Annotated in this window: 18 protein-coding genes and 5 tRNA genes; 17 read left to right on the top strand and 6 right to left on the bottom strand. The window is 45.9% G+C overall.

Features of this window, described 5'->3' with window-relative positions:
- Positions 1–47: 47 nt before the first annotated feature.
- The 12 genes from lysA to U8U68_RS07710 all read left to right on the top strand — a co-directional run bounded on the left by lysA (position 48) and on the right by U8U68_RS07710 (position 6,134).
- A complete protein-coding gene (lysA, locus tag U8U68_RS07655; RefSeq protein WP_496196374.1) occupies positions 48–1,349 on the top strand; it encodes a diaminopimelate decarboxylase in 1,302 nt (433 codons plus the stop codon).
- An 86-nt stretch (positions 1,350–1,435) separates the two neighbouring features.
- On the top strand, positions 1,436–1,738 hold the full coding sequence (locus tag U8U68_RS07660) for a YerC/YecD family TrpR-related protein (protein ID WP_322200246.1): 303 nt from the start codon (positions 1,436–1,438) through the stop codon (positions 1,736–1,738).
- 2 nt (positions 1,739–1,740) lie between these two features.
- A complete protein-coding gene (locus U8U68_RS07665) occupies positions 1,741–2,487 on the top strand; it encodes a class I SAM-dependent DNA methyltransferase (protein WP_322200247.1) in 747 nt (248 codons plus the stop codon).
- A 9-nt stretch (positions 2,488–2,496) separates the two neighbouring features.
- A complete protein-coding gene (gene hslO / locus U8U68_RS07670; RefSeq protein WP_322200248.1) occupies positions 2,497–3,387 on the top strand; it encodes an Hsp33 family molecular chaperone HslO in 891 nt (296 codons plus the stop codon).
- A 90-nt stretch (positions 3,388–3,477) separates the two neighbouring features.
- Positions 3,478–3,554 (top strand) — tRNA-Val (locus U8U68_RS07675).
- 19 nt (positions 3,555–3,573) lie between these two features.
- Positions 3,574–3,650, top strand: a tRNA-Asp gene (locus tag U8U68_RS07680).
- A gap of 27 nt (positions 3,651–3,677) precedes the next feature.
- A tRNA-Phe gene (locus tag U8U68_RS07685) sits at positions 3,678–3,753 on the top strand.
- Positions 3,754–3,755: 2 nt separating this feature from the next.
- Positions 3,756–3,831, top strand: a tRNA-Gly gene (locus U8U68_RS07690).
- Positions 3,832–3,880: 49 nt separating this feature from the next.
- Positions 3,881–3,955, top strand: a tRNA-Cys gene (locus U8U68_RS07695).
- Positions 3,956–4,018: 63 nt separating this feature from the next.
- Entirely contained in the window at positions 4,019–4,549 is a 531-nt protein-coding gene (locus tag U8U68_RS07700) for a GNAT family N-acetyltransferase (RefSeq protein WP_322200249.1), read from the top strand.
- 1 nt (position 4,550) lies between these two features.
- Positions 4,551–5,330 (top strand): AAC(3) family N-acetyltransferase, encoded by a 780-nt coding sequence (locus U8U68_RS07705; protein ID WP_322200250.1) that lies wholly within the window; start codon positions 4,551–4,553, stop codon positions 5,328–5,330.
- Between the two features lie 3 nt (positions 5,331–5,333).
- Positions 5,334–6,134, top strand: coding sequence for a sugar phosphate isomerase/epimerase family protein (locus U8U68_RS07710; RefSeq protein WP_322200251.1), 801 nt, complete (start codon positions 5,334–5,336; stop codon positions 6,132–6,134).
- 478 nt (positions 6,135–6,612) lie between these two features.
- Here U8U68_RS07710 and U8U68_RS07715 read toward each other — a convergent pair whose 3' ends face one another.
- The 3 genes from U8U68_RS07715 to metF are packed head-to-tail and all read right to left on the bottom strand — an operon-like array spanning position 6,613 to position 10,514.
- Positions 6,613–9,000 carry a homocysteine S-methyltransferase family protein gene (locus U8U68_RS07715; protein ID WP_322200252.1) on the bottom strand — a complete coding sequence of 796 codons (2,388 nt, stop codon included), beginning with the start codon at positions 8,998–9,000 and terminating at the stop codon, positions 6,613–6,615.
- Positions 8,993–9,646: a vitamin B12 dependent-methionine synthase activation domain-containing protein gene (locus tag U8U68_RS07720; protein WP_322200253.1), complete on the bottom strand. Its 654-nt coding sequence runs from the start codon at positions 9,644–9,646 to the stop codon at positions 8,993–8,995. The genes U8U68_RS07715 and U8U68_RS07720 overlap by 8 nt, the downstream gene beginning before the upstream one ends.
- A gap of 7 nt (positions 9,647–9,653) precedes the next feature.
- Positions 9,654–10,514, bottom strand: coding sequence for a methylenetetrahydrofolate reductase [NAD(P)H] (gene metF / locus U8U68_RS07725; RefSeq protein ID WP_322200254.1), 861 nt, complete (start codon positions 10,512–10,514; stop codon positions 9,654–9,656).
- 116 nt (positions 10,515–10,630) lie between these two features.
- Here metF and U8U68_RS07730 point away from each other — a divergent pair, with 116 nt between their 5' ends.
- From U8U68_RS07730 to U8U68_RS07750, 5 genes are all read left to right on the top strand, one after another.
- A complete protein-coding gene (locus tag U8U68_RS07730; RefSeq protein WP_322200255.1) occupies positions 10,631–11,362 on the top strand; it encodes an N-acetylmuramoyl-L-alanine amidase in 732 nt (243 codons plus the stop codon).
- Between the two features lie 137 nt (positions 11,363–11,499).
- Complete coding sequence (gene radA, locus U8U68_RS07735; RefSeq protein WP_322200256.1) at positions 11,500–12,873, top strand: DNA repair protein RadA; 1,374 nt, start codon at positions 11,500–11,502, stop codon at positions 12,871–12,873.
- Positions 12,870–13,595: a DUF6873 family GME fold protein gene (locus U8U68_RS07740; RefSeq protein WP_331679111.1), complete on the top strand. Its 726-nt coding sequence runs from the start codon at positions 12,870–12,872 to the stop codon at positions 13,593–13,595. The genes radA and U8U68_RS07740 overlap by 4 nt, the downstream gene beginning before the upstream one ends.
- Before the next feature lie 27 nt (positions 13,596–13,622).
- On the top strand, positions 13,623–14,267 hold the full coding sequence (locus U8U68_RS07745; protein WP_322200258.1) for a methyltransferase type 11: 645 nt from the start codon (positions 13,623–13,625) through the stop codon (positions 14,265–14,267).
- A gap of 62 nt (positions 14,268–14,329) precedes the next feature.
- A complete protein-coding gene (locus U8U68_RS07750) occupies positions 14,330–15,361 on the top strand; it encodes a tyrosine recombinase XerC (RefSeq protein ID WP_322200259.1) in 1,032 nt (343 codons plus the stop codon).
- A gap of 177 nt (positions 15,362–15,538) precedes the next feature.
- Here U8U68_RS07750 and U8U68_RS07755 read toward each other — a convergent pair whose 3' ends face one another.
- Genes U8U68_RS07755 through U8U68_RS07765 form a run of 3 tightly spaced genes read right to left on the bottom strand, consistent with a single transcriptional unit; the run spans position 15,539 to position 18,092 of the window.
- Positions 15,539–16,546, bottom strand: coding sequence for a DUF624 domain-containing protein (locus tag U8U68_RS07755; RefSeq protein ID WP_322200260.1), 1,008 nt, complete (start codon positions 16,544–16,546; stop codon positions 15,539–15,541).
- A gap of 34 nt (positions 16,547–16,580) precedes the next feature.
- Positions 16,581–17,468, bottom strand: a complete 888-nt coding sequence (locus tag U8U68_RS07760; protein WP_322200261.1) for a tyrosine recombinase — start codon at positions 17,466–17,468, stop codon at positions 16,581–16,583.
- 15 nt (positions 17,469–17,483) lie between these two features.
- Positions 17,484–18,092: a stage II sporulation protein M gene (locus U8U68_RS07765; RefSeq protein WP_322200262.1), complete on the bottom strand. Its 609-nt coding sequence runs from the start codon at positions 18,090–18,092 to the stop codon at positions 17,484–17,486.
- Positions 18,093–18,354: the final 262 nt, after the last annotated feature.

An 18,354-nucleotide genomic window follows, 5' to 3' on the forward strand; every position in this document is an offset into this window, starting at 1 on the left:
TCGGGAATTAAAGCGAAAAGGAATCAAAATAATACATTTATTAGGGGATGGTTCTTATTTTTGTACCAGGTCTATCAATTAACAAGGAGGGTCATCTGTCCATCAGCGGCTGTGATACGGTGGATCTGGCCCAACAGTATGGAACGCCTTTGTATGTTGTAAGCGAAGATGAGATTCGGCGGGTATGTAAAAGCTATGTGGCCTCTTTTCAGGAGTTCTATGGAAATAACGGAAAGCCGATTTACGCCAGCAAAGCCTTTTGCTGTAAGGAGATGTGCCGTATTGTTACCAGTGAGGGCCTAGATGTGGAAGTGGTGTCAGGCGGAGAGCTTTACACTGCTTTAGAAGCTGGAGTTCCTGCGGAACACATCCATTTCCAAGGAAATAATAAGTCTTATGCCGAGTTAGAGTTTGCCGTCAGCCAGGGTGTGGGCGATATTGTAGTGGACAGCTTTTCTGAACTAGCAAAATTGGAAAAGATTGCGGAGACCCAGGGAAAGGTTGCACGAGTTTCGCTACGCATTAAGCCGGGGATTGATGCCCATACCCATGAGTTTATTCGTACTGGACAGATTGACTCAAAATTTGGTATTGATTTAGCCAGCGGAGAGGCAATAACTGTAGCCAAAAAGGCATTGGAATTTGGTAGTGTAAAGTTGATAGGTTTGCACTGCCATATTGGTTCACAAATTATGGAGACAGCCCCCTTTGTCCATGCGGCTGAGATCATGCTGGAGCTATTTTGGCAGGTTGAGCAATTGGGTTATAAGCTGGAGCATCTAAACTTAGGAGGTGGCTTTGGCATCCATTACACGGAAAATGATGGGTTTATTCCGTACCATGAGTATATGCGAGCTGTTTCTGCAAAAATTCATGAAAAGTGCCGGGAGTTGGGAATTCATTCGCCCCAAATTTATATTGAGCCAGGACGTTCTGTGGTTGGTGAAGCAGGTATTACGCTATATACTGTGGGGACCATTAAAGAAATCCCCAATGTTCGGAATTATGTGGCGATAGACGGCGGTATGTTTGAAAATCCCCGTTATGCTTTATATCAGTCAGACTATACCTGTATTCTAGCAAATAAGGCTGCCCAGCCGGCTAATTATATTGCGACTATCGCGGGGAAATGCTGCGAAAGTGGTGATTTGATTCAGGAACATACAGCTATTCAGCTGCCGGAAGAAGGAGATATTTTGGCGGTACTCTCTACAGGGGCCTATAATTATTCCATGGCGTCTAATTATAACCGGAATCTGAAGCCGGCCTGTGTCATGGTGCGTAATGGAGAAAGCCGGGTGGTGATTCAGGCAGAAACCTATGCGGACCTTGTTCGAAACGACTTATAATTGGGTCGCAAAGGGTTCTCAATGGTGCAGAAGTATGTGAAACAGGCTGATTTGGGTGTTTGTACGGAAAGGAAGTGGTTAGCTCAATGAACGAAAAGCTGCAAGACGAAAATATGGACTCACTTTTTCGAGCCATTTTATCTCTTGAAAGCGTTGAAGAATGTTATCGCTTTTTTGAGGATTTATGTACTGTGCCAGAGCTGAAAGCAATGTCGCAGCGGTTAGCAGTAGCTCAAATGTTGACAGAACGGCACGTTTACATGGATATCGTTGGAAAAACCGGCGCCTCTACTGCCACGATTAGCCGAGTAGCTAGGGCTTTGAATTATGGCAGCGATGGATATAGCATGGTTTTTGAGCGCCTAGGCAAGCAAAAAGAGAAGGATTGATTATGGCTGGTTACTCTGTATTTTCCCAATTTTATGATGAATTAACCGCTAATGCCGAGTATCCTCGTCGGGCAGCATACTTTAGGCAATTATTACAGAAGTTCGGCCATCCTTTTGGACTGACTCTGGATCTAGCCTGTGGGACCGGCTCGTTAACCTTAGAGTTGCACCGCCTAGGTATAGATGTATATGGCGTAGATGCTTCTGTAGAGATGCTGTCCATTGCCCGGGAAAAGTGCCTGGAGGCTGGCGCAGATATTTTATTTCTCCGGCAGAGGATGCAGGATCTGGATCTCTTTGGGACTGTAAATACGATTGTATGTTCCCTGGACAGTATCAACCATTTACAGGGCAAAAGAGAGGTCCAGAGGGCGTTTGAACGAGCTGCCCTTTTTTTAGAACCCGGGGGATATTTTGTCTTTGACCTGAATACACTGTATAAGCATGAAAAGATATTGGGGAATAACACTTTTATCTATGATATGGAACGGGTTTTTTGCGCTTGGCAGAATCATTTTGTTTCTAGCACCGGAAAAGTCGACATTCATTTGGATTTTTTTCAGCGGGACAAAAATTTCTACCGGCGTAGCTCGGAACACTTTTCAGAATATGCTTACCCCGTGGAGCAGGTGGTCCAATGGCTTCATACTGTTGGATTCGGCGATGTGCAAATATATGACGAGTTAAGCTTTGACCCGCCAAAGCCTCAGAGCCAACGGCTGGTCTTTGCAGCGAAAAAGCAGGAATGAGGAGCGTTTATGGATCGTATTATTCGTACTATTACGTCAGATGGTAGCTTAATTGCTTCCGCAATTGAATCTTCTGAACTGGTTTATAAAGCCCAACGGCTGCATGCGCTTACAAAGACATCCTGTGCGGCTTTAGGTCGTTTGCTCACCGGTGCCTCGTTGATGGGAGCTATGTTGAAGGAAGCAGACGCGTCGCTGACGCTGAAAATTGCTGGGGATGGTCCTTTGGGGTCCCTAATAGCTCTGGCGGACAGTTCCGGCAACGTGCGGGGCTATGTGGAGCATCCCCAGGTGGAGTTGCCTTTAAAACTCAATGGAAAACTGGATGTAGGCGGGGCGGTGGGCTGCCATGGACGTCTAGCAGTGATTCGGGACTTTCATACGGGAGAGCCGTACTGTGGCCAGGTAGAATTGGTTAGTGGAGAGATTGCGGAGGACCTGACGAACTATTATGCCGTTAGTGAACAGACACCCACAGTCTGCGCTTTGGGAGTGCTGGTAGATAAGGAGGATGGTGTCGCATTACTGGCTGGCGGGTTACTGATTCAGGCACTGCCGGGAGCAGAGGAGAGCGCTCTGACTCGCCTGGAAAAAAATGTGGCAGAATTGGACGCTGTGACCACGATGCTGGCTAAGGGGATGGGACCCGAGGAAATGTGCCAAAAGGCTTTAAAGGGCTTTCAAATCGAAAAGCTGGATGAATTTCCTGTACATTATGTGTGTACTTGTGGAAAGGAGCGCTTTACCCGTATTTTGATGACCTTACAACCAACGGATTTGCTGACCCTGCCGACCAATGAAGAAGGTATGGTAGAGACAGTCTGCCAGTACTGCAACCGCAAGTATTACTTCTCCCAAGAGGAGCTGGCTCTGCTCGCAGAAAAAAACGAAAAAAAATAAAAATATTTTCGTTTTTCCTATTGACAAATCGGGGCAAATCTTGTAAAATATAGAACGTCGCCAGGGGGCGGCGGTCCGGTAGAAGGATTGGGGGGCATAGCTCAGCTGGTTAGAGCACCTGCCTTACAAGCAGGGGGTCACAGGTTCGAGTCCTGTTGTCCCCACCATATCGGAAAGATTCTATTTGGCCCGGTAGTTCAGTTGGTTAGAACGCTAGCCTGTCACGCTAGAGGTCGACGGTTCGAACCCGTTCCGGGTCGCCAAATAGTTCCTTATTTGGAACTATATTTGCCTCTGTAGCTCAGTTGGTAGAGCAGGGGACTGAAAATCCCCGTGTCATTGGTTCGATTCCGATCGGAGGCACCATTGCGGGCGTAGCTCATCTGGTAGAGCGCCACCTTGCCAAGGTGGAGGTAGCGAGTTCGAGCCTCGTCGTCCGCTCCAGGAATGTGAAAAGACGCTTCAAAATCATGGAGCGTCTTTTCTACAAGATGGTGACATAGCCAAGTGGTAAGGCAAAGGTCTGCAAAACCTTCATTCCCCGGTTCAAATCCGGGTGTCACCTCCAATGAGCGCGATGGATATTTCATCCATTGCGCTTAATTTTTGTTTTGGTAAGGAGTGAAGAGAGATGGTGTTAGAGACAGAACGGCTGATCCTTCGGGAAATGGATGAGCAGGATTTCAACGCACTGTACCAGATATTCTCCGACCCAGAGACCATGCGGCATTATCCCAAGCCTTTTGACGAGGGAAAAGTTCGCTACTGGATCGAGTGGAACCAGGAAAACTACCGGGTCTTTGGCTTTGGCTTGTGGGCCGTGGTGCTGAAGGAGACCGGCCAGCTCATCGGCGACTGCGGAATTACCATGCAGAACATTGATGGCAAGATCAAGCCGGAAATCGGCTACCACATCCACCGGGACCACTGGCGAAAGGGCTATGCCAGCGAGGCCGCCCGAAGGTGCCGGGACTGGCTCTTTGAAAATACGCCTTTCCAAATGGTTTTTTCTTACATGAAGTACACGAATGTAGGCTCGTATTCTACCGCCGAGGCTAATGGGATGCGGTTCATAGAAGAGTATCCGAACGAAGTGGACACAATTTCAAAAGTTTACGCTATTTCCAGAGAGGACTGGAAGCGGCTGAAAGGATGTCTTTGACTTGCACACAAAAGAGAGCCTGCTGAAAGATATAAAAAATATGGAAATCCTGCCGAAGGGCGCTTTACTGATCCATTCTTCCCTAAAGGCTATCGGTCCGGTGGAGGGCGGCGCAGATACGGTTCTGGACGCCTGGTGCGAATATATGAAAGACGGTCTGCTGATTTTTCCCACCCATACCTGGCGGCAAGTCGGCAAAGAAACGCTGGTATTTGATAGCCGTAGTTTACCCTCCTGCGTGGGCATTCTGCCGGAGCTCTTCCGCCACAGGTCCGGGGTGCTCCGTTCGCTGCACCCGACCCACTCGGTGGCGGCGCTTGGGAAGGGAGCAGAAGTCTATGTGGCCGGGGAAGAGACCCGCATTACCCCCTGTCCCCGGGAGGGCTGCTGGGGCAAGCTGCTGGACCTGGATGCAGACATCCTCTTTTTAGGTTGTACTCTACGTTCCAACACCTTTCTCCATGGCGTAGAGGAGTGGGAAGGCATTCCAGATCGAATAGATCCAAAGCCGCAGCATGTTGCCATTATCGGCCCAAAAGGGGAAACGTATAAGACTGACCTGCACCGCCATCATAGTGAGGCCTGTGAGGATATTTCAGAAAACTATATCAAGATGGAGCCAGTGTTCCTAAAGCATGGAGCCATTCATTATGGTACCTTTGGAGATGCCAAATGCGTACTGGGTAATGCTCGAAAAATGCGGGATATTACTGTGGAATTGTTGAATAAAGAGCCGAACCTCTTTGTCAATGGAGAGCCGGTACCAGAAAGCTGGTATTAGAAGATGGACTGGGGGATACCGACTTTATTAGAGGCCGCCGACCCGGAAAGTGCGGCCAGCCTGTGCCGGGAACTGGGCTTTGATTTTGTGGAGTTGAGTATGGATTTGCCGGAATATCAGTCTTTTGATATTCCTTGGCTACAAAGTGTCGCAAGCAGATATCAGATCTATTATACTATTCACCTGGAAGGCTTTATGGATCTCTGTGGGTTCAATCCTAGGGTGACGGACGCCTATCTACAGACCCTGTTAGAGGTAATTGAAGTGGCCAAGCGGTTAAATGTACCAACGCTCAACATTCATCTACAGAGAGGCGATCATTTTACTTTGCCAGATAAAAAAGTGTATTTGTACGAACTCTATCTTCATCACTATTTGTCCCGACTATCTGAAGCGATTGCTCCCTGTGAAAAGGCCGCTGCTGGCGCAAAAATACAAATATGTATCGAAAATACCAATGGCTATAACCTGTCTTTTTTGCAAAAGGGGATGGCGCTTTTGCTGAAAAGTCCATTATTTGGCTTAACCTATGACATTGGCCATGATCATGGGGTGGGGGAGGTGGACAAGCCCTTTATCCTGGATCATCAAAATCGGCTTAAACATTTTCACATCCATGACGCGCTTGGTGGAAAAAGTCATCTACCCTTGGGAATTGGCGAACTAGATATTCCTTGGTATGTAGCTTTAGCAGAGAAAAATCACTGCCGGGCTGTATTGGAAGTAAAAACTGCTGCCGCTCTGGCAGACTCGGTAGAATGGCTTAAACAGCATGAACTTCTTCATAAGAAGAACCGGGGGTAAAAAATGAAAAAGAGGATAGAAGTAGTTCCATATTTGTCATTTAAAGGCGATTGTGAGGAAGCTATTCATACCTATATCGCAGCTTTTGACGGTGCGATTCATTTTATGTCCCGTTGATCTGAGGATAATTTTGACGTAACTTCGGACCTTATTGGAAAAGTAATGCATGTGGAGTTTCCCCTGGGCAGTACACACATGGCGGCGGGAGACTCCCTTGATACAGTAGGAGCAAATACGGACATAAAGCTAATGATTCATATGGACTCTCAAGAAGAAGCGTTGCTAGCAATCTCCCTACTGGCAGAAGGAGGAAGCGTACTCTCACCGCTGCGTCCACATCCAGCTCCTGATGATAGTGGATGTGGTTCCATTATTAGAGACCGTTTTGGGTTTACATGGGCCCAAATCCGGCAAAAGAACTTATATAGAATGAGCCCGTCATGGCGTTTTGTATTCTTCACCATAACGGGCTCCATAATTATTCTGATTTGCTGTGTGCTAACTTCATCGCATACCGGACCGATGCCATAGCGTCCACACCATAGAAGTCTGCGCCGATCATGTCGGCGTATTCTTGGGTTAGCACCGCACCGCCCACCATAATCTTTACCTCAGGGACTTCTTTACGAAGCAGATCGATAGTTTCTTTCATGTGTGCCACTGTAGTAGTCATTAAGGCGCTGAGCCCCACAAGCCCAGCGTTATTTTTCTTTACAGCCTCTACAACCGCTTCCGGGGAGACATCCTTGCCGAGGTCAACGACAGCAAAGTTATAGTTTTCCAGCAGGACTTTCACAATATTCTTGCCAATATCATGTACATCCCCTTTTACGGTAGCGATTACAATGGTTAAGCTGCTCTGTTCAGAGGCCTGTCCCGACATGTGGGATTTGAGCACTTCAAAAGCTGCTTTGGCCGCATCTGCACTCATTAAGAGCTGGGGCAAAAATAGGGTCTTAGCCTCAAATTGCTGACCAACAGCGTCTAGGGCTGGGACAATTTCTTGATTAATGATTTCTAAACCACTGGCAGTCTTTACAGCTTCAGCTGCTTGCTGGGCTGCGGCCTCCTTTAAGCCTTTTTCAATGGTCTGCCGCAGAGTCATTTGCCTAATGGTTCCAGTCTTAACTGAAGGAGCCTCAACTTCAGCATAAGCTTCAATATAAGCCATACAATTTTCATCCTGGCCAGACAATGCGCAGAAGGAGCGATAGGCTTGCATCATCTGATGAGAGATTGGGTTCATAATGGCAGCGTCCAGACCGGACTGCAGAGCCATCAAAAAGAATGCTGAGGTAACACTTTCTCTTTGCGGTAACCCAAAGGAGACATTCGACACCCCCAAAGAAGTGTATACCCCCAATTCTTGACGAATTCTTCGAAGAGCATCCAGAGTAACTAGGGCTGCATCTTTTCCTGTGCTGACAGCCATGGTCAGAGGATCAATGATTATATCACTTTTAGAAATACCATATTTTGCAGCGGTTTCTACAATTTTTGCCGCCGCGTTCACTCGACCCTGCGTAGTATCTGGAATGCCGTTTTCCGTAATCGTCAGCCCAATTACCACACCCCCGTACTTCTGAACCAAGGGAAAAATTGCCGCCATGGATTCTTCTTTGGCTGTAACGGAATTGACCAGTGCCTTACCATTGTAGAGGCGCATGGCTTTTTCCATGGTAATAGGATCAGAAGTGTCGATTTGCAGTGGAAGAGGGGAGATAGACTGTAATTCACCAACTATGCGGCACATCATAGCTGGTTCGTCAATTTCAGGCAGTCCTACATTTACATCTAAGATATGAGCCCCCGCATCCTGCTGAGCAATTCCCTCCCGCAAGATATAGGGAAGATCGTTTTCTCGGAGGGCCTGCTTAAACCGCGACTTCCCTGTAGGGTTAATTCTTTCTCCAATAATGACCGGACTTTTCCCAAATTCTACTGCACACATTCCAGAGGCTACTACTGTGGGCCGTATCTGGGGCAGAGGTGTGCAGGGCAAACCTTTACATAGCGCCACCATTTGGCGAATATGCTCAGGTGTGGTACCACAGCACCCTCCAATAACCCAGGCGCCGGCATGAACGATCTGTTCCATAAGCTGTGAGAATTCTAGTGGACCGACATCAAAACAGGTCTGACCATCCCGCTCTTTGGGCAAGCCTGCATTGGGGTTAATTACCAACGGCAATGTAGTATAGTTACGGAGGGTATCAATTAATCCCAGCATTTGCTTTGGGCCCAGTCCGCAGTTTAGACCAATGGCGTCGGCACCAAGACCTTCTAAAATAGAGGCCATTGCTGGCAAGTCTCCACCAGTAAGCAGCTTTCCATCTGCATCAACCGTCATGGTAACGAACACAGGGAGTGAAGTGCTTTCCTTTACAGCTAAAAGAGCAGCTTTTGCTTCGTAAAGATCATTCATGGTTTCAATCAGAACACAATCGACGCCAGCAGCGGCGCCGGCTCTTGCAATTCGCCCAAACGCAGCCACTGCAGTCTCAAATTCCAAATCTCCCATGGGCGCCAACAATTTGCCACTAGGACCAATGTCCAAAGCAACCATGCCATGACCAGCTTGTTCCACAGCTTTTTGGGCCAAGCACACCGCAGCTGAAATCACTTGCTCTAAGTCAATAGCGTTTTCAGCGCATTTGAAAGGATTTGCACCAAAAGTATTTGCACACAGAATGTCAGCGCCTGCGTCTAAATAGGCTTTGTGAATATGCAGAATTTTTTCTGGATGGCTTAAATTCCAAAGCTCTGGAGCTTGGCCGGGAAGAAGTCCACTTTCTTGCAAAACCGTCCCCATTGCGCCGTCAAAGAAAAGCGGTCTTTTGCCAAGTTCCTTTAAAATATCAGCCATTGTAAATATCATCCTTTCTAAATGGGCAGTTTTTTGCAGTACAGGTCATACACTTATTAATATGGCAAAGGGAAGGATCGCTGGACAGCCCAATTACAGCGGTTATAGATTTAAAGGGGACCATAAGAAAAGATTCTGTTAGCGAAACACCGAGCTTTTTGGGGATTTCTAATGCATCAAACAGGAAGCGCTGATAACTTAAAGAAAAATCTCCATAACCTGGACTATACCGAGGGCGTAAATACTGCTCATGGGCTGTAGCATAGATTTCTAGATCCTTTTGGGCATTGTCAGCGCAAAATTCGGTATAAGCTGCCGAAACCGCTTGAATGACAGGTAGCATAGGCGTTTCTGTAATGGTATATCGCTTTACCAGTATATCCACCCCTGGCCCAAGAGTACTGGCAAAAAGGAATCCTTCGAAGCAACTTTGCAGGTGCATGGCTAGGTCGCGACTTTGTATAAGAGTCCCTGCCAAAACGACCTGGCCCTTTTCTTTATCTACATCTACAGTGACCCGGCTATAAACATGCTTTGGTCTGGAAGCATTGATTATTTCCTCTTCGGCTCGATCAATGAGAGTCCCCAAAGCCGCCTCGCCGCCTGGAGCATTCATATAGCGCAAAATTTCTTTTCTATTCAACATAAGACCCTCACCGAAGAATATGACTCAAATTACTGAGAATTTTTTCCGCAGTTTTTGGACGATTCATCGTATATAGGTGAATATAACGTACACCATTAGCAATTAGATCCACGATTTGGTCCGTAGCATAAGCAATACCAGCCTGCTCCATAGCCTGAGGATCTCCCGAGAACCGATCCGCAATGGCCAAAAAACGGGGGGGCATGGTAGCACCTGAAAGTTCACAGGAGCGTTTTACCTGCCGGGCATTAATGATGGGCATAATACCCGGAATAATCGGTACGTTGATACCAGCTGATAAAGTCCGATATAGAAAATTATAATAGATGTTATTGTCAAAAAACATCTGTGTGGTCAAAAAGTCACAGCCGGCGTCTACTTTCTCCTTTAGATAGGAAATATCATCTGCCTTGTGCTCACATTCTACATGGCCTTCTGGGTAACAAGCGCCACCTACACAGAAGTCTCCGCTGGCATGAATCTCCTGAATTAGGTTAATCGCATGGCGGTAGTCGCCCTCTCGTGTAAAGTTCATTGGCTTGTCACCCCGCAGCGCCATAATATTTTCGATACCACTTTCCCTTAATCCGGCTAGTTGTTTGCTAATCTCATCCTTTGTTGCTCCAATACAAGTTAGATGGGCTAGGGCTGTGGTATGACGATTGTTTTGAACATAGGAAGCCACCTCCACAGTCTTTTTGGAGGAGCTGCCGCCGGCACCATAGGTAACACTGATGAAGTCCGCGCCCATCGCGCTGATCTTATCGACCACTTGAAATACTTCCTCAAAACTGCCCTCTTTTTTGGGAGGGAATATTTCACAAGAAAATACAATGTCTTTTGCTTTTAATAATTCGCTGATTCTCATTCTGACCCATTCCTTTATTAAGTATTTATTCTATTTCATTATACCACGAAAGGAAGAATTTGAAAAGAGAATACTTCATTTTCCAAAAGCATAGCTATTTCTAGGAGGTAATGTCTATGAGAAGGAAAATCATGTTTTTAGTATTATTCTCTACATCTATAGCCCTTTTCACATTACAGACCATACAAGCGTTCGGGATTGTGGCATTTCATGCGGATTTCTTTAAGAAAAAGGGTATTATTGTTGTTGACGCCGGACACGGTGGTGAGGATGGAGGAGCAATAGCTGTAAATGGTGTATTGGAAAAAGACATCAATTTGGCCATCGCTTTGGAATTAGAAAAAGACTTGAAGCAGAATAATTTTGAGGTAATAATGGTCCGAAATAGCGATGTTTCTGTGGGAGATTCATCTTTGGGTACCGTGTCGGAAAGAAAGCGTTCTGACACCCGGGCCAGGCTACGCCTAGTGGAGGAAACAGGGGAGTGTATCCTTATTAGCATCCACCAAAATCACTTCTCAGAGGAAAAGTACAGTGGAGCCCAAGTTTTTTACTCCGCCAATCGAGAAGAAAGTGCCAGCCTGGCAGAATCCGTTCGGCAGAATATTGTTGGCTCTTTGCAGCCGGATAATAAACGCGAGAATAAACTGGCTGGCAGCAATATATACCTTATGAATAACTGTCAAGTCCCAGCGATATTGGTCGAATGTGGATTTCTCTCCAATTATGCGGAAACAGAAAAGCTGTGTACTGAAAGCTATCAGAAGGATATGGCTGCGGCCATTTACAATGGGTTGATTGATTATTTGCAGGAAAATATGAATGAGTCATCCATGCAGGCGCAATAGATTTATTAAAGTAGAAGGATCCCAATAGCTTTCCCTTGGCAAGAGAACAAAAATGTGATATACTATATGCAAAAAGAAAGCCGCTGTGCCTATCAAGTTTAGCGGCTTCACGGACCGTATTTAGGGGAGGCGTATCTATGGCTGGGAAAATCAAGTTGATGTTTCAGTGTACACAGTGTGGATATGAAGCTGCCAAGTGGGCTGGTAAATGTCCAGGGTGCGGCCAGTGGAACACAATGGTGGAAACAGCAAAAGAGTCTGTAGCGCCTTCGCGGACTGCGGCCATCCGCGGAACAGGGGGGATGGCCAAACCAACGCCCATCAATGAAATCAGTACTACAGAGGAACATCGATATCACACGGGGCTTTCTGAATTGGACCGGGTGTTAGGGGGAGGAATTGTCAAGGGCTCCTTGGTACTCATCAGCGGCGACCCAGGTATTGGCAAGTCTACTATTTTGTTGCAGATCTGTGAGTTTTTAGGTCGTACCCTACAAATTCTTTATGTATCTGGAGAGGAATCTGCCCGGCAGATTAAGCTGCGGGCTTCTCGGCTAGGTGTACAAAGTGTTAATTTAAAAATACTTACCGAAACAGATGTGCAATATGTGGTAGAGCAAATCCGTTCGGAAAAACCGGACCTGGTGATGATCGACTCAATTCAAACGATGAATCATACGGATCTGACATCTTCGCCTGGCAGCGTGACCCAGGTACGGGAGTGTACGAATTCCATGATGCGTTGTGCTAAGGCACTGGACATTCCTATTATTGTGGTGGGCCATGTAAATAAGGACGGGGCCATTGCCGGCCCAAAGGTACTGGAACATATTGTGGACGCAGTGTTATTATTCGAGGGCGACCGGCAAATGACCTACCGCATATTGCGGGCTGTAAAAAACCGGTATGGTTCTACCAATGAAATCGGGGTGTTTGATATGGGGGAACACGGCCTGCGGCAGGTGGAAAATCCCTCTCTTGCGATGCTCTCTGGACGGCCAAAAGATGCTTCTGGAACCTGTGTGACAGCTGTAATGGAGGGGTCAAGGCCTTTGCTAGCTGAAATTCAGGGCTTGGCCACCACATCTGGTTTTGGCACACCCCGTCGCATGGCCACTGGATTTGATTATAACCGTATGGCTCTGATTTTGGCTGTACTGGAAAAGCGCGCGGGGTACTATTTTTCTAATCTGGACGCTTATATCAATGTGGTGGGTGGGCTACGGCTGGACGAGCCTGCTGTGGACCTGGCTGTGGCTATTGCCCTGATCTCCAGTTTGAAGGATGTGCCTATTCGAGAGGACACGGTCGTGTTTGGCGAGATTGGCTTGACTGGTGAACTGCGAAGCATTAGCCGCAGCGACCTTCGCATTACAGAGGCAGCCCGGTTAGGCTTTTCCCAATGCATTTTGCCTTACCACGGCCTGAAAAGCTTGGCGGGAAAAACCTTTGAGGGGGTAAAGGTCATCGGTGCGAAGAATATCCGTCAAGCCTTTGAAGCTGCTACATGAAACCAACCAGACTACCGGAAACATTTGCACAAATAGTGCTAGTCTCGGGGAAGTATCCTGAGTGGACTCGTGCACTAAAGGAGAGGGGCTTTCATGTAATAGTTACGAAGCATGACAGCCGTTTGCCAGAACCGGTGAGCTGGCACCCGGACATGCAAGTTTGTCTGCTGGATGGACAAATCTTTGTTCTAAAGGGGAGTCCATTAAAGAAATCCTTCGCAAAACAGGGGCTTTGTATAAGGGAGACTGCCGCTGCGCCAGAGAATGGCTATCCAAGAGACGTGCTTTGCAACGCTTTGGCCTGGGATAAGTTCCTTTTGTGCAACGTAAGCACCCTAGATATGGCAATCCGCGAACATAGCCAGCGGCTTGGGTTTCAATCAATACCGGTCAAACAAGGATACGCAGCTTGTTCTACCGCTTTGGTTGACAGTCGTTCCGCTATTACCGCAGATCAGGGGGTAGCTAAAGCTTTAGCACGTGTTGGAATGCAAGTACTACAAATAACGCCTGGTTTCATAAGGCTGCCTGGGTATGATACCGGCCTGTTTGGAGGCTGCTGTGGCTTACTGGCACCAGACCTTATGGTTTTTGCAGGAAGTCTCTCCAACCATCCGGATGGCAAGAAGATTCAAAATTTTTTAGCGAAACGTGGTATACGTGCTTTAGAATTGATGAAAGGGCCACTAACCGACGTGGGTGGGTTGTTGGTCCTATCTTGAAATTTTGTTCGATGATCGGAGGCAGGAATGATGAATCCCTGGGAGCAAATGCCACTATATATCTATGAGGCCCATATGAGTTTAGCACAGGTTGCACAACTGCAAGCTTTGAACTGTATTATGAAAAACCAATGGCGGGCCAGCCCGAGTGCAGTTAGCGCAGCGGTATTTGGAATTGCTGGAGGAAACGGTTTAGAACACTGCGGCAATAAGCTGCAAACTATTTATGGCTTTGATGTTAATCAAGAGTATTTACAGGCTTGTGCGCAAAGATTCAGATCAGTTTTAGGGGAACGCTTACAGCTACAGCAGGTAGACCTAACAGAACAAAGTTCTAAATTGCCGGTAGTGGACTTGGTAATAGCCGATTTAGTCATTGAGTATATTGGTATAAAAACTTTTTGTGCCCACGTAGCAATGATAAAAGCTAAATATGTCAGCTGTGTGATACAGCGACAGTTGGAACCGACATCGTTTGTTTCAGCTTCGCCTTATCAGGAACAGTTCCAGGCCGTGAGTCAACTGCACCGGGATGTGGAGCCGCACTGTCTGCAAAAAGAGATGCTCCAGTATGGTTATGTGTTGGTACTGAGAGAGATTAGCAATTTGCCAAACGATAAGCAGCTTCTGCGGCTTGACTTTGAAAAAGCACTTTCAGTGGTTGGGGAATAAACGATATACGAAATTGTACTAAATGAATATTTTGTATAATTGAGGGGAGTTAAAAACCTAAAATGGCCTTTTCCATTAAAAATGAGATGTCCAACATCGTTCAACAGTATGCTATGTATTTGCGGAATATTAAAGGCCTGTCTGCTAAAACCGTAGACAGCTACTGTATGGATCTACGTACGTTTTTTCGGTTTATGAAGCAACACCGTGACTTGGTTTCGCTGGACAAGCCAGTGGAAGAAATTTCTGTTCAGGATGTAGACTTGGATTTTATCCGTAGTATCAGTACATACGACATCTTTGAGTTTATGAACTATGTAGCAGATGAACGAAATAATATCAGTTCCACCCGTCAACGCAAGTCCTCGGCACTGAAGTCGTTCTTTAAATATCTCACCATTCATGAAAACTTGCTGACAGACAACCCTACGGATAATCTAACACCCCCTAAAGCCAAAAAAGCTTTGCCCCACTTCCTTTCTCTCGAACAAAGTATCGAACTACTAAATGTAGTGGATGGACCTGACCAGGAACGAGACCGCTGTATGATTACGCTCTTCCTCAACTGTGGAATGCGCCTTTCAGAATTAGTAGGTATTAATCTGAATGATGTGCTGAGAAACAACGATACGCTGCGGATTTTAGGAAAAGGCAACAAAGAGCGTATTGTCTACCTAAACCAAGCCTGTATTGATGCGATTGACAGTTATTTGGCTGTGCGTCCCCGAGATGGCGTGATTGATCGGAACGCTCTGTTTTTAAGTAGTAGAAAACAGCGAATCAGCCCTAAGACGGTACAGTATATTGTTAAAAAGAATTTAGAAAAAATAGGCCTTGGAGGTCCAGGCTATTCCGTGCACAAGCTTCGCCACACTGCCGCAACCCTGATGTATCGTTACGGAGATGTGGATATTCGAGTACTACAGGATATTCTAGGTCATGAGAATTTGGGTACTACGGAGATATACACCCATACCTCCAGCGAACAGATGGAGGCTGCTGTAAATGCGAATCCCCTAGCTAAGATGACGCCGCGAAAGAAAAGTCCGCCTCATCGAAAAGAAGATTTCCAGGACAAGGATGATGAGAGCTAGATTCATACTCTGTTGATGTAAAACAGACTCCAGGAATATAACTGTTCAATAATTTTGCGTTCCGACAGATCCTTCATTTAGGATAGAAGCCCATAAAAAAGCAAGCCGTAGCGAAAAAATCGCTTTATGGCTTGCTTTTTTATGGGACTGTCTTTTCCTTTTAGATGCCAGATAAGTTTACGTTTGTTCTCGCTCTTGTTCGCCTTTTTTAAGTTCAGACTTTTTCACTAGCTTTCCATTAATATACACATATTTATCCTCCCCATCCTCTTCTTCCTCTTCCGGAATCTGGGCAAACAGACCGGAGAACTCTTCCTCAGCAGACTCCTTGTTTGCTTGCTCTATCCCCTGTTCTTTCTCTTCCTGCATCTTGTTATAGGGTTGAATCAGGTAACGGTCAATGACTGGATAAACCGTAAAATTGATTAAATAAGAGATAAAAGAAAACAGTATTAGGATAGTTAGAAGCAATAATACCAACAAAGTGATGTTCATAAGGGGGACACAGAACAGAAGAATCAGTAAACCGGCCAATATAGCAGTTAGCAGAATATTCCTTCCAAATCCCGCCACAGTAAAGATCAGAGCATTTTTATAGGCATGTGTGAATTTCAAGTCAAAGGTGATAAACATAACCGGTAGATAGTATTGGGCAAACAGAAATACCACAGCAACGATCACGCACATCCAGCAAGGAATATAGTACAGCCATTCGGAAGCAGCCATATTAAAATAGTACATTACTGAGAAGCCCAGAATGACGTACATCAAGTAGCAAATTAAGCCGTTCAGGAGGAAGTATTTCCAGTTGCCCTTTACAGCATCCCAAAAGTCAGACCAGATGAAAGCGTGCTCTTCTCTGGAAAAATTTCGGGTGATGAAAGTCAGCCCAGCAGTAAAGGGAGACAACAAAACCAGAGGAGCTGGTACTATAAAGGTGACCCAGCCATCCAGTTGAAGGCTGCCAATAAAGATAATAAAATGCGTAGGCGATAAAAATACCAGAAACATAAGAAAAGCAGTAGCAATAGTGGGAAGAAGAAAGATAAGATTCACCTGTACCAGCTTAGAAAATTTTCTAAGCAGGATCTCAAAGAACTGTACCGGTGCTGCCTTAGGCGGATCGTCTTTATTGACGCCCGGACCAGGTTTGTCATAATTTCCGAAGAGACCTAGAAAAGCCAAAAAACCAACTCCCTAATATGAATTATTTGTTTGCTCATCCCAATTTTGCCTTAGGATGGCAGTCCTGATACACCTGGCGGACATGGTTGTCCAACAGCTGCACATATACCTGGGTGGAAGAAATGTCCGCATGGCCCATCATGGTCTGGATGTCTTTGACCGAGGCGCCGTTTTCTAACAAATGTAGGGCAAAAGAATGGCGTATCGTATGTGGTGTGATTTCCTTCATAATGCCAGCCTCTACGGCATAGCTCTTCACAATTTTCCAAAACCCTTGGCGGGTTAGCCGACCACCATTTAAGTTTACGAACAGCGCTCCGTCATCCGCTCCAGCAATGAGCCCGCGCATACGATATATATAATCAGAAACAGCAACCACTGCCGATGGATAGACAGGGATAGAGCGGACCCCCTTATTCCCCCGGCAATAGAGAACGCCAGAACGTAAGTTAATGTCGTTTATATCCAAATTGATCAACTCAGACGCCCGAATTCCCGTAGCATATAACAGCTCCAGCATGGCTTTATCCCGACATCCTTTGGGCTCTGTAATATCTGGCTGTGAGAGCAATTGTTCGATCTCCTCCCCCTGCAATACTTGGGGGAGCTTTTTTTCTGCCTTGCTTAACTTGATACCTTTGGCCGGATTTTGGTCTAGTAGTCCCTTATAAATCAAGAATTTATAAAAGCAGCGCACAGAGGCCAGATTACGGGAAATGGTAGTAGGGGAACGGTTCATATCCTGTAGGCGATCTACATAACCTTGAATATCCCGCTCATCAGCCTGTTCAGGGGTAATGTCAATCTCAGAAAGATACGCCAGGTAATTCAAAGTGTCCCGCAGATAGGATTGCCTAGTATTTGCGGAATTCGCCTTTTGCTCAGCCAAAAATTCACTGAACATAGAATAGTAATCGTGCATTTTCCTATCACCCTCTCAAAATAATACCGCAGACAGTAAAGCCAAAAGGCTTCCTACCAGTGAAATAGCAACCGCAAAGCATAGAAGAGTCAAAAAATCCTTTAAGTACCTATAGAAATCTAAGCTTTCGTTGGAAGATGAGAATCCAGCTTTTGCTAAACTCTTGGAGAACTCAAAAGCTCGGCTCCCAAGAAACAAATGCAGCAAACCTAGCGCCGATGCTGTAGGCAAATATCCTAATGCCGAGCGAATCAGTCCCATAGCACTGTCATTTATCAAAAAGGACAGTACGCCAATACCCACCACCACGCCTTTCAAAAACAAACATAAAGGCACTCCAACTGCTCCAAAAGCCGTAACACCCAATAGAAACAAAATTAGAAGAGAAGTTAAAGCATTTAGTAAAATTGTTGAAAAACTAGAAAAGAAATCCGAGGTCAAAACGGAAGCTCCAGAAATGTGTAAAGGTAATTCACTAGACACCCCGGACGCTTCTATCCAAGAAACAACTGCAGAACCAAATAAAACTCCAGCAGTAAAAGTAACACACAAGGGCAAAAAAATTCGTTTAGCTGAAAAGCGTTGTAGAAACGGAATGTCAAACAAGGGCTCGTCTTTTTTCATAGTATACCATCCTTTTGATTGAGGATCGTGTCCCCTACTAGTAGCATAACTATGAATAAAGAGAACTGGCTATTCTCGTTTCCGCAAAAAGCTGAATAGAAATACAAAGTTTATTTGCAACCAAGGTTGTCATTTTTCTTTCTTGTTGCTAGATAGGACCTAACTTTTTATAAATGCGCTCAATAGAACTCTTAACATCATCTCTTTTACTCCGCATCCCAAGATATGGTGAACATCGCGAACCTGATCCTGTAGATATTGG

It is taken from the genome of Acutalibacter intestini (assembly GCF_034334985.1).
GTDB lineage: Bacteria > Bacillota > Clostridia > Oscillospirales > Acutalibacteraceae > Acutalibacter > Acutalibacter intestini.

Coding starts and splice junctions, on each gene's coding strand:
- U8U68_RS07765 (WP_322200262.1), bottom strand. CDS start 18,092: ATGAAAAAAGACGAGCCCTTGTTTGACATTCCGTTTCTACAACGCTTT.
- U8U68_RS07715 (WP_322200252.1), bottom strand. CDS start 9,000: ATGGCTGATATTTTAAAGGAACTTGGCAAAAGACCGCTTTTCTTTGAC.
- metF (WP_322200254.1), bottom strand. CDS start 10,514: ATGAGAATCAGCGAATTATTAAAAGCAAAAGACATTGTATTTTCTTGT.
- U8U68_RS07720 (WP_322200253.1), bottom strand. CDS start 9,646: ATGTTGAATAGAAAAGAAATTTTGCGCTATATGAATGCTCCAGGCGGC.
- U8U68_RS07750 (WP_322200259.1), top strand. CDS start 14,330: ATGGCCTTTTCCATTAAAAATGAGATGTCCAACATCGTTCAACAGTAT.
- U8U68_RS07660 (WP_322200246.1), top strand. CDS start 1,436: ATGAACGAAAAGCTGCAAGACGAAAATATGGACTCACTTTTTCGAGCC.
- U8U68_RS07745 (WP_322200258.1), top strand. CDS start 13,623: ATGATGAATCCCTGGGAGCAAATGCCACTATATATCTATGAGGCCCAT.
- hslO (WP_322200248.1), top strand. CDS start 2,497: ATGGATCGTATTATTCGTACTATTACGTCAGATGGTAGCTTAATTGCT.
- radA (WP_322200256.1), top strand. CDS start 11,500: ATGGCTGGGAAAATCAAGTTGATGTTTCAGTGTACACAGTGTGGATAT.
- U8U68_RS07710 (WP_322200251.1), top strand. CDS start 5,334: ATGGACTGGGGGATACCGACTTTATTAGAGGCCGCCGACCCGGAAAGT.
- U8U68_RS07700 (WP_322200249.1), top strand. CDS start 4,019: ATGGTGTTAGAGACAGAACGGCTGATCCTTCGGGAAATGGATGAGCAG.
- U8U68_RS07730 (WP_322200255.1), top strand. CDS start 10,631: ATGAGAAGGAAAATCATGTTTTTAGTATTATTCTCTACATCTATAGCC.
- U8U68_RS07760 (WP_322200261.1), bottom strand. CDS start 17,468: ATGCACGATTACTATTCTATGTTCAGTGAATTTTTGGCTGAGCAAAAG.
- U8U68_RS07665 (WP_322200247.1), top strand. CDS start 1,741: ATGGCTGGTTACTCTGTATTTTCCCAATTTTATGATGAATTAACCGCT.
- lysA (WP_496196374.1), top strand. CDS start 48: ATGGTTCTTATTTTTGTACCAGGTCTATCAATTAACAAGGAGGGTCAT.
- U8U68_RS07740 (WP_331679111.1), top strand. CDS start 12,870: ATGAAACCAACCAGACTACCGGAAACATTTGCACAAATAGTGCTAGTC.